The 10,627-nt window shown below is 39.5% G+C and carries 10 protein-coding genes and 1 pseudogene; 10 read left to right on the forward strand and 1 reads right to left on the reverse strand.

The genetic code is table 11. From position 1 onward, the window contains the following. A pseudogene (locus HT699_RS10060) lies at positions 1–139 on the reverse strand (IS630 family transposase); the annotation flags it as partial. Between the two features lie 203 nt (positions 140–342). Between HT699_RS10060 and adhP the strand changes: the two are divergent. From adhP to dprA, 10 genes are all read left to right on the forward strand, one after another. Then, a complete protein-coding gene (adhP, locus tag HT699_RS10065) occupies positions 343–1,362 on the forward strand; it encodes an alcohol dehydrogenase AdhP (protein ID WP_000649181.1) in 1,020 nt (339 codons plus the stop codon). 235 nt (positions 1,363–1,597) lie between these two features. Then, the gene (locus HT699_RS10070) at positions 1,598–2,587 is read left to right on the forward strand and encodes a PTS sugar transporter subunit IIB (protein WP_138699697.1); all 990 of its coding nucleotides are present in this window, start codon (positions 1,598–1,600) and stop codon (positions 2,585–2,587) included. A 27-nt stretch (positions 2,588–2,614) separates the two neighbouring features. Continuing rightward, positions 2,615–3,418 carry a PTS mannose/fructose/sorbose transporter subunit IIC gene (locus HT699_RS10075; protein WP_000022712.1) on the forward strand — a complete coding sequence of 268 codons (804 nt, stop codon included), beginning with the start codon at positions 2,615–2,617 and terminating at the stop codon, positions 3,416–3,418. A gap of 23 nt (positions 3,419–3,441) precedes the next feature. Next, a complete protein-coding gene (locus tag HT699_RS10080; RefSeq protein ID WP_000136861.1) occupies positions 3,442–4,353 on the forward strand; it encodes a PTS system mannose/fructose/sorbose family transporter subunit IID in 912 nt (303 codons plus the stop codon). Positions 4,354–4,789: 436 nt separating this feature from the next. Further along, complete coding sequence (locus HT699_RS10085; RefSeq protein ID WP_023940235.1) at positions 4,790–5,497, forward strand: 2-C-methyl-D-erythritol 4-phosphate cytidylyltransferase; 708 nt, start codon at positions 4,790–4,792, stop codon at positions 5,495–5,497. Between the two features lie 4 nt (positions 5,498–5,501). Next, positions 5,502–6,524 (forward strand): ribitol-5-phosphate dehydrogenase, encoded by a 1,023-nt coding sequence (locus tag HT699_RS10090; protein ID WP_050389974.1) that lies wholly within the window; start codon positions 5,502–5,504, stop codon positions 6,522–6,524. 16 nt (positions 6,525–6,540) lie between these two features. Continuing rightward, positions 6,541–7,410, forward strand: a complete 870-nt coding sequence (gene licA / locus HT699_RS10095; protein ID WP_172930623.1) for a choline kinase LicA — start codon at positions 6,541–6,543, stop codon at positions 7,408–7,410. Beyond that, complete coding sequence (locus HT699_RS10100; RefSeq protein ID WP_172930624.1) at positions 7,400–8,278, forward strand: DMT family transporter; 879 nt, start codon at positions 7,400–7,402, stop codon at positions 8,276–8,278. The genes licA and HT699_RS10100 overlap by 11 nt, the downstream gene beginning before the upstream one ends. Positions 8,279–8,289: 11 nt before the next feature. After that, positions 8,290–8,979: a sugar phosphate nucleotidyltransferase gene (locus HT699_RS10105; RefSeq protein ID WP_000643965.1), complete on the forward strand. Its 690-nt coding sequence runs from the start codon at positions 8,290–8,292 to the stop codon at positions 8,977–8,979. Positions 8,980–9,075: 96 nt separating this feature from the next. After that, entirely contained in the window at positions 9,076–9,924 is an 849-nt protein-coding gene (gene dprA, locus HT699_RS10110) for a DNA-processing protein DprA (protein ID WP_000705307.1), read from the forward strand. Positions 9,925–10,627 lie beyond the last annotated feature (703 nt).

Genomic DNA, 10,627 nt, shown 5'->3' on the forward strand with positions numbered 1-10,627 from the left:
CTAAAAGCTCTATAATCTCTTTATAAGATTTACCCATCAGACGAAATAGAACGATTTGAAGGCGTTTATGATATTTAGCTGTACTAGAGTCTTTTAAAAGTGTTTTGATAGCTTGGATTTCTTCTTTAGTTGATTTCATATTACTATTATATAATGCTTTTTTATTTTAGTTTAGTATTAATCGATTGTTCTACTTTTTGCCTCCAAAACCTTGGAAAAGGCTTTCTTTTGTGATATACTTCACATATAAATACAAGAGAGCTCGTCACACTCGACTCTGTTGACACAAAATCAATCCAGTCCCGTTGTCCCTGTTCTCGGTCAATATAAAGGAGGATAGCTATGAAAGCTGTTGTTGTAAATCCAGAAAGCACTGGTGTTGCTGTTGAAGAAAAAGTACTCCGCCCACTTGAAACTGGGGAAGCACTTGTAGAAATTGAATACTGTGGTGTTTGCCACACTGACCTCCACGTTGCCCATGGCGACTTCGGTCAGGTACCAGGACGTGTCCTAGGTCACGAAGGTGTTGGTATCGTTAAAGAAATTGCCCCAGATGTAAAAAGCCTTAAAGTCGGTGACCGCGTCAGCGTTGCTTGGTTCTTTGAAGGATGTGGTACTTGCGAATACTGTACAACTGGTCGCGAAACCCTTTGCCGTACAGTAAAAAATGCTGGCTACTCAGTAGACGGTGGTATGGCTGAACAATGTATCGTAACTGCAGACTATGCTGTTAAAGTTCCTGACGGACTTGATCCAGCCCAAGCTTCTTCTATTACATGCGCTGGTGTAACAACCTATAAAGCTATTAAAGAAGCAAAAGTTGAACCAGGCCAATGGGTTGTTCTTTACGGTGCTGGTGGGCTTGGTAACCTCGCTGTTCAATACGCTAAAAAAGTATTCAATGCTCATGTCATCGCAGTTGATATCAACAATGACAAACTTGCCCTTGCAAAAGAAGTAGGCGCTGACATTGTGATTAACGGCCTCGAAGTTGATGATGTACCAGGACTCATCAAGGAAAAAACTGATGGAGGAGCTCATTCAGCTGTCGTAACTGCTGTATCTAAAGTTGCCTTCAACCAGGCTGTTGACTCAGTTCGTGCTGGTGGTCGCGTTGTCGCTGTCGGTCTTCCTTCTGAAATGATGGAACTCAGCATCGTTAAAACAGTCCTCGATGGAATCCAAGTCATCGGTTCTCTTGTAGGAACTCGTAAAGACTTGGAAGAAGCCTTCCAATTCGGTGCAGAAGGTTTAGTAGTTCCAGTTGTTCAAAAACGTCCAATAGAAGATGCCGTAGCCATTTTCGACGAAATGGAAAAAGGTCAAATCCAAGGACGTATGGTACTCGACTTCACCCACTAATCTAATAGAAACCTATTTTAAAAGTTGGAAGCTTCTTTCAACTTTTTTATATTAAATTTTTAAATGTGGATTCAATATTACTCCTCAAAAAACTCAATATATCAACATCCAAAAGTAAAAGTTTTTTTAATTTTTTATGATAAATAGTTGCTTTTTACATGAAAACGGTTTATACTTAAACAGTATTAAAGTTTTCTTAAATGAAAACTAAAACAAAAAAGGAGGAATGACAATAATGAGTATCGGAATCATTATTGCGAGCCACGGCGAATTTGCTGCGGGTATTCATCAGTCAGGATCTATGATCTTTGGTGAACAAGAAAAGGTTCAAGTTGTAACCTTTATGCCAAATGAAGGCCCTGATGATCTATACGCTAAGTTTAATAACGCTGTTGCTGCATTTGACGCAGAAGATGAGGTTCTAGTTTTGGCTGACCTTTGGAGTGGATCTCCATTTAACCAAGCTAGTCGCGTGATGGGAGAAAATCCCGAACGTAAGTTTGCCATCATCACAGGACTTAACTTACCGATGTTGATTCAAGCCTACACAGAGCGCCTCATGGACGCTGCTGCAGGTGTAGAAAAAGTCGCTGCTAATATCATTAAAGAAGCCAAAGATGGCATCAAAGCTCTTCCAGAAGAGCTAAATCCAGTTGAAGAAGTTGCAAGCGCTGCAGCTGCTCCAGTTGCCCAAACTGCTATCCCAGAAGGAACTGTTATCGGAGACGGTAAATTGAAAATCAATCTTGCCCGTCTTGACACACGTCTACTTCACGGTCAGGTTGCAACTGCTTGGACTCCAGATTCAAAAGCAAATCGTATCATCGTTGCTTCAGATAACGTGGCTAAAGACGACCTTCGTAAAGAATTGATTAAACAAGCAGCTCCAGGTAATGTCAAGGCTAACGTGGTTCCAATTCAAAAACTGATTGAGATTTCAAAAGACCCACGTTTTGGAGAAACACATGCCCTTATCTTGTTTGAAACACCTCAAGATGCCCTTCGTGCCATCGAAGGCGGCGTGCCAATCAAGACTCTTAACGTTGGTTCTATGGCTCACTCAACAGGTAAAACATTGGTCAATACCGTTTTGTCTATGGACAAAGAAGACGTTGCTACATTTGAAAAAATGCGTGACCTTGGTGTTGAATTTGATGTACGTAAAGTACCAAACGACACGAAAAAAGATTTGTTTGACTTGATTAACAAAGCCAATGTCAAATAAGCCATTATTTATGAAAGGATTTTAAATATGTCTATTATTTCTATGGTTTTAGTAGTCGGTGTAGCCTTCCTTGCAGGTCTTGAAGGCATCCTCGACCAGTTCCAATTTCACCAACCACTTGTAGCCTGTACCCTTATTGGGCTTGTAACAGGTCACTTGGAAGCAGGGATTATCCTCGGTGGATCGCTTCAAATGATTGCCCTTGGTTGGTCAAATATCGGTGCTGCTATCGCTCCTGATGCTGCACTTGCTTCTGTCGCTGCTGCCATTATCATGGTTCTTGGCGGTGACTTTACCAAGACAGGTATCGGTGTTGCCCAAGCGGTTGCTATCCCTCTTGCCGTTGCTGGTCTATTCTTAACTATGATTGTACGTACAATTTCAGTTGGATTGGTTCACACTGCTGATGCTGCCGCTAAAAAAGGTGACTTCGGCGCCGTTGAGCGCGCTCATTTTATTGCGCTACTTTTCCAAGGACTTCGTATCGCGCTTCCTGCAACTCTTCTCCTTATGGTACCAACTGAAACTGTACAAAGTATCCTTAGTGCCATGCCAGACTGGCTCAAAGATGGTATGGCTATCGGTGGTGGTATGGTCGTTGCCGTTGGTTACGCCATGGTTATCAACATGATGGCAACTCGTGAAGTATGGCCATTCTTCGCTCTTGGTTTCGTTCTCGCTGCTGTGTCAGATATTACTCTAATCGGATTCGGTGCTATCGGTGTTGCTATCGCTCTTATCTACCTTCACCTTTCTAAAACTGGTGGAAATGGTGGCGGAGGAGCCGCAACTTCTAACGACCCAATCGGCGATATCCTAGAAGACTACTAAGATAAGAAAGGACTGAAAACATCATGACTGAAAAACTTCAATTAACTAAATCAGATCGTAAAAAAGTTTGGTGGCGTTCAACCTTCTTACAAGGGTCTTGGAACTTTGAACGGATGCAAAACTTGGGCTGGGCTTATACACTCATTCCAGCTATCAAAAAACTCTATACTAAAAAAGAAGATCAAATCGCTGCTCTTGAGCGTCACCTTGAGTTCTTCAACACTCATCCATACGTAGCTGCTCCAGTCATGGGGGTTACTCTTGCGCTTGAAGAAGAACGTGCTAACGGTGTGGAAATCGATGACGCTGCTATCCAAGGGGTTAAAATCGGTATGATGGGACCTCTTGCTGGTATCGGTGACCCAGTATTCTGGTTTACAGTACGCCCAATCCTTGGATCTCTCGGTGCTTCACTTGCCCTTACTGGCAATATCTTGGGGCCACTCCTCTTCTTTGTTGCATGGAACTTGATTCGTATGTCATTCTTGTGGTATGTTCAAGAGATTGGATACAAGGCTGGATCAGAAATCACTAAAGATATGTCTGGTGGTATCCTTCAAGATATCACTAAAGGAGCTTCTATCCTTGGGATGTTCATTCTTGCTGTCCTTGTTCAACGCTGGGTAAATATTAAATTTGCTTTCGATGTTTCTAAAGTTCAACTAGATGAAAAGGCTTATATCCATTGGGATAAATTGCCAGAAGGGTCTAAAGGTATCCAAGAAGCATTCGCACAAGTAGGACAAGGATTGTCTCAAACTCCTGAAAAAGTTACTACTTTCCAACAAAACTTGGATATGTTGATTCCTGGATTATCAGGACTACTCCTTACTTTACTTTGCATGTACTTGCTTAAGAAAAAAGTATCTCCAATCACTATTATCCTTGCCCTCTTCGCAGTGGGTATTGTGGCACATGTTCTTCACATCATGTAATCAAGCAACTAAAAAGGAACCAGGTTCTAAGCCTGATTCCTTTTTTCTATGCTTTTATACTCTTCGAAAATCAAATTCAAACCACGTCAGCGTCGCCTTACCGTACTCAAGTACAGCTTACGGCTAGCTTCCTAGTTTGCTTTTTGATTTTCATTGAGTATAAGTCAAGTAATCACTTTGAAGCTTCAAAGCTTAATTTTAAGTTTTCTTTAAGGAAAGTATATTATTCTGAAGGACTCTAAAATTTCACAGCCATTTATTAGTAATGACGACAGAATTCCTAGTCGTTGCTAGAAATGGACTAGTTTCTTTGAATAATAGAACTCTTTAATCCTTCTATTCTAGAACGGGATGACTAGTATTTCTTTTATGATAGGACTAGATTGTGGTATAATAGAGAGAATAAGTTTTTTTAGTAAGACAAAGGAGAAAATAGATGATTTATGCAGGAATTCTTGCTGGTGGAACTGGCACACGCATGGGAATCAGTAACTTGCCAAAACAATTTTTAGAGCTAGGTGATCGACCTATTTTGATTCATACAATTGAAAAATTTGTCTTGGAACCAAGTATTGAAAAAATTGTAGTTGGGGTTCATGGAGACTGGGTTTCTCATGCAGAAGATCTTGTAGATAAATATCTTCCTCTTCATAAGGAACGTATCATCATTACAAAGGGTGGTGCTGACCGCAATACAAGTATTGAGAAAATCATTGAAGCCATTGATGCTTATCGTCCGCTTACTTCAGAGGATATCGTTGTTACCCACGATTCTGTTCGTCCATTTATTACACTTCGCATGATTCAGGACAATATCCAACTTGCCCAAAATCATGACGCAGTGGACACAGTGGTAGAAGCGGTTGATACTATCGTTGAAAGTACCAATGGTCAATTTATTACAGATATTCCAAATCGTGCTCACCTTTATCAAGGACAAACACCTCAAACATTCCGTTGTAAGGACTTCATGGACCTTTACGGTTCTCTATCTGCCGAAGAGAAAGAAATCTTAACAGATGCATGTAAAATCTTTGTGATTAAAGGAAAAGATGTGGCCTTGGCCAAAGGTGAATACTCAAATCTAAAAATTACAACAGTGACAGATTTGAAGATTGCAAAAAGTATGATTGAGAAAGACTAGTAAAATGATTAATCAAATTTATCAACTAACTAAGCCTAAGTTTATCAATGTCAAATATCAGGAAGAGGCTATTGACCAAGAAAATCATATCCTTATCCGTCCTAATTATATGGCGGTCTGTCATGCGGATCAGCGTTACTACCAGGGAAAACGTGATCCCAAGATTTTGAATAAAAAGCTTCCAATGGCAATGATTCACGAGTCATGTGGAACCGTTATTTCTGACCCGACGGGAACCTATGAGGTTGGTCAAAAAGTTGTCATGATTCCTAATCAGCCTCCTATGCAGAGCGATGAAGAATTCTATGAAAACTACATGACAGGAACCCATTTCTTGTCTAGTGGATTTGATGGCTTTATGAGAGAATTTGTTTCTCTTCCTAAAGACCGTGTGGTGGCTTATGATGCTATCGAAGATACGGTTGCAGCCATTACAGAGTTTGTCAGTGTGGGCATGCACGCTATGAATCGTCTATTGACTCTTGCTCATAGCAAGCGGGACCGAATCGCCGTTATCGGAGATGGAAGTTTAGCTTTTGTGGTTGCCAATATTATCAACTATACTTTGCCAGAAGCAGAGATTGTGGTTATTGGTCGTCATTGGGAAAAATTGGAACTTTTCTCATTTGCCAAAGAATGCTATATCACTGATAATATTCCCGAAGATTTGGCCTTTGACCATGCTTTTGAATGTTGTGGTGGTAATGGTACTGGACCGGCTATAAATGACCTGATTCGCTACATTCGTCCTCAGGGAACGATTCTCATGATGGGAGTTAGCGAATATAAAGTCAATCTCAATACTCGCGATGCCTTAGAAAAAGGCTTGCTCTTGGTTGGTTCCTCTCGTTCTGGTCGCATTGATTTTGAAAATGCAATCCAAATGATGGAAGTTAAGAAATTTGCCAATCGTCTTAAAAATATCCTTTATCTAGAAGAACCTGTAAGAGAAATTAAAGATATTCACCGTGTCTTTGCGACCGATTTAAACACAGCCTTTAAAACCGTGTTTAAGTGGGAAGTATAAGTGCTGGAGGTTAATTGTGGAGAAAATCATTAAAGAAAAAATTTCTTCCTTACTTAGTCAAGAAGAGGAAGTCCTCAGTGTTGAACAACTGGGTGGAATGACCAATCAAAACTATTTGGCCAAAACAACAAATAAGCAATACATTGTTAAATTCTTTGGTAAAGGGACAGAAAAGCTGATCAATCGTCAAGATGAAAAGTACAATCTTGAACTACTAAAGGATTTAGACTTAGATGTAAAAAATTACCTTTTTGATATTGAAGCTGATATCAAAGTAAATGAGTATATCGAATCTGCGATTACGCTTGATTCAACGTCAATCAAGACCAAATTTGATAAAATTGCTCCAATTTTACAAACCATTCATGCTTCTGGCAAGGAATTAAGAGGAGAATTTGCTCCTTTTGAAGAAATCAAAAAATACGAATCCTTGATTGAAGAGAAAATCCCTTATGCCAACTATGAAGCTGTTCGAGAAGAAGTCTTCTCCTTAGAGAAAAGACTAGCTGACTTAGGTGTTGACAGAAAATCTTGTCATATCGATTTGGTGCCTGAAAACTTTATCGAATCACCTCAAGGACGACTCTATTTGATTGACTGGGAATATTCATCAATGAACGATCCAATGTGGGATTTGGCTGCTCTCTTTTTAGAGTCTGAATTCACTCGTCAAGAGGAAGAAGACTTCGTGTCTCACTATGAGAGTGAGCAAACACCTGTCTCTCGTGAAAAGATTGCCATTTATAAAATTTTACAAGACACTATTTGGAGTCTATGGACTGTCTATAAGGAAGAGCAAGGTGCAGATTTTGGTGACTATGGTGTGAGTCGTTACCAAAGAGCTGTTAAAGGTTTGACTTCTTATGGAGGTTCAGATGAAAAGTAAAAACGGAGTTCCTTTTGGTCTACTCTCAGGTATTTTCTGGGGTTTAGGTCTAACAATTAGTGCTTACATCTTTTCGATTTTTACAGATTTGTCGCCCTTTGTGGTGGCCGCTGCTCACGATTTCTTGAGTATCTTTATCTTACTAGCTTTTCTCTTGGTAAAAGAAGGAAAAGTTCGCCTCTCAATTTTCTTAAATATTCGCAATGTGAGTGTCATCATCGGAGCCTTGCTAGCAGGCCCTATCGGTATGCAGGCCAATCTTTATGCGGTTAAGTATATCGGAAGTTCCTTAGCTTCATCTGTGTCGGCTATTTACCCTGCGATTTCAGTTTTATTGGCTTTCTTCTTTTTGAAGCACAAGATTTCAAAAAATACTGTATTTGGGATTGTCTTGATTATTGGAGGGATAATTGCTCAGACCTATAAGGTTGAACAGGTTAATTCCTTCTACATTGGTATTCTCTGTGCTTTAGTTTGTGCTATTGCATGGGGGAGTGAGAGTGTCCTTAGCTCCTTTGCCATGGAAAGTGAATTGAGTGAAATTGAGGCCCTCTTAATCCGTCAAGTAACTTCATTCTTGTCCTATCTTGTGATTGTGCTCTTCTCTCATCAGTCATTTACCGCAGTAGCCAATGGACAATTGCTAGGTCTTATGATTGTCTTTGCAGCCTTTGATATGATTTCTTACTTGGCTTATTATATCGCTATCAATCGCTTGCAACCAGCCAAGGCTACAGGATTGAACGTGAGTTATGTAGTTTGGACTGTCTTGTTTGCAGTTGTTTTCTTAGGTGCACCGCTAGATATGCTGACAATTATTACGTCACTTGTCGTTATTGCTGGAGTTTATATTATTATTAAAGAATAAAGGAGATTCGTGTGAAAGCCATCATCTTAGCAGCGGGATTGGGAACTCGCTTGCGTCCTATGACTGAAAATACCCCTAAAGCCTTGGTTCAGGTTAATCAAAAACCCTTGATTGAATACCAAATTGAGTTTCTCAAAGAAAAAGGAATCAATGACATCATCATCATTGTCGGTTATCTTAAAGAACAATTCGATTACTTGAAAGAGAAATACGGTGTTCGTCTCGTTTTCAATGATAAATACGCTGACTACAATAACTTTTACTCTCTCTATCTTGTAAAAGAAGAATTGGCCAACAGCTATGTTATTGATGCCGATAACTATCTCTTTAAAAATATGTTCCGCAATGATTTGACTCGTTCGACTTATTTTAGTGTTTATCGTGAAGATTGTACCAACGAATGGTTCTTGGTCTATGGAGATGACTACAAGGTTCAAGACATTATTGTTGATAGCAAGGCAGGTCGCATCCTTAGTGGTGTATCCTTCTGGGATGCTCCAACTGCAGAAAAGATTGTCAGCTTTATCGATAAGGCTTATGCAAGTGGCGAATTTGTTGATCTCTACTGGGACAATATGGTTAAGGATAATATCAAAGAGCTAGATGTCTATGTCGAAGAATTAGAAGGCAATAGTATCTATGAAATCGATAGTGTCCAAGACTACCATAAATTAGAAGAAATTCTTAAAAACGAAAATTAAAGATTCCAACATCTGACAAAATAGTCGGATGTTTTTTTGATTTTTTACGAACTTTTACGAATAGATAGATGAGTAGAAAAAGAAATGGAGTTATTTATGAAAATCACAAACTATGAAATCTATAAGTTAAAAAAATCAGGTTTGACCAATCAACAGATTTTGAAAGTGCTAGAATACGGTGAAAATGTTGATCAGGAGCTTTTGTTGGGTGATATTGCAGATATATCAGGTTGCCGTAATCCAGCCGTTTTTATGGAACGTTATTTTCAGATAGACGATGCGCATTTGTCGAAAGAGTTTCAAAAATTTCCATCTTTCTCTATTTTAGATGACTGTTATCCTTGGGATTTGAGTGAAATATATGATGCGCCTGTACTTTTATTTTACAAGGGAAATCTTGACCTCCTGAAATTCCCGAAGGTAGCGGTCGTGGGCAGTCGTGCTTGTAGCAAACAGGGAGCTAAGTCAGTTGAAAAAGTCATTCAAGGCTTGGAAAATGAACTGGTTATCGTCAGTGGATTAGCCAAGGGCATTGACACAGCAGCTCATATGGCAGCTCTTCAAAATGGCGGAAAAACCATTGCAGTGATTGGAACAGGACTGGATGTGTTTTATCCTAAAGCCAATAAACGTTTGCAAGACTACATCGGCAATGATCATCTGGTTCTCAGTGAATATGGACCTGGCGAACAACCTCTGAAATTTCATTTTCCTGCCCGTAATCGCATCATTGCTGGACTTTGCCGTGGCGTGATTGTAGCAGAGGCTAAGATGCGCTCGGGGAGTCTCATTACCTGTGAGCGAGCAATGGAAGAAGGACGCGATGTCTTTGCTATTCCTGGTAGCATTTTAGATGGGCTATCAGATGGTTGCCATCATTTGATTCAAGAAGGGGCAAAATTGGTCACCAGTGGGCGAGATGTGCTTGCGGAATTTGAATTTTAAACATTATATAAGCTAGAATACTGAGAAAAATCAATTTTTAATAGAAAATGAAGTAAATATCCCCACAATAAATGCATAGTATCAGTTTTTTCAGCACTTGATATTATGCGTTTTTTCTAAGTGAATAAGTAGAGTGGAGGACTTTTCCCAGAGGAAGGAAAGCAATTTAGTGTAATTGAGAAAGGAGAGTTGCTTGTGACTAATCTTGGTCAGCTTATTATCAGGGAGCTGTATCGTCTCAAGTATTGCCAGTAAGGAAAAATAAATTCTTCAAAAGTAGAGATTACAAGGCTTGTTTAAGAAAGAATTCAAAGACCTTGACAGATAAAAATAAAATGGTTATTATAAAAAATGGTCTGAAATTGATGATGACACTCTTCGAAAATCTTTTTACGTCATCAGCTTTGTCTTGCTGTGTTTTGAGCAAGCTACGGTGAGCTTCCGAGTTTGATTTTCATTTACTAGAAATGAAACTGATGAGAGACATCAGTAGACATTTGCGTCAGGATATGATGGAAAATGATAAAAAGACCTCATGAGATTGGCATATCAGACTACTAAAGTATTGAGTTTGTTAGGATTTTATACTCAATGAAAATCAAAGAGCAAACTAGGAAGCTAGCCGCAGGTTGCTCAAAGCACTGCTTTGAGGTTGTAGATAGAGCTGACATGGTTTGAAGAGATTTTCGAAGAGTATTAAGCC

It is taken from the genome of Streptococcus sp. 1055 (assembly GCF_013276815.1).
Lineage (GTDB): Bacteria > Bacillota > Bacilli > Lactobacillales > Streptococcaceae > Streptococcus > Streptococcus pseudopneumoniae.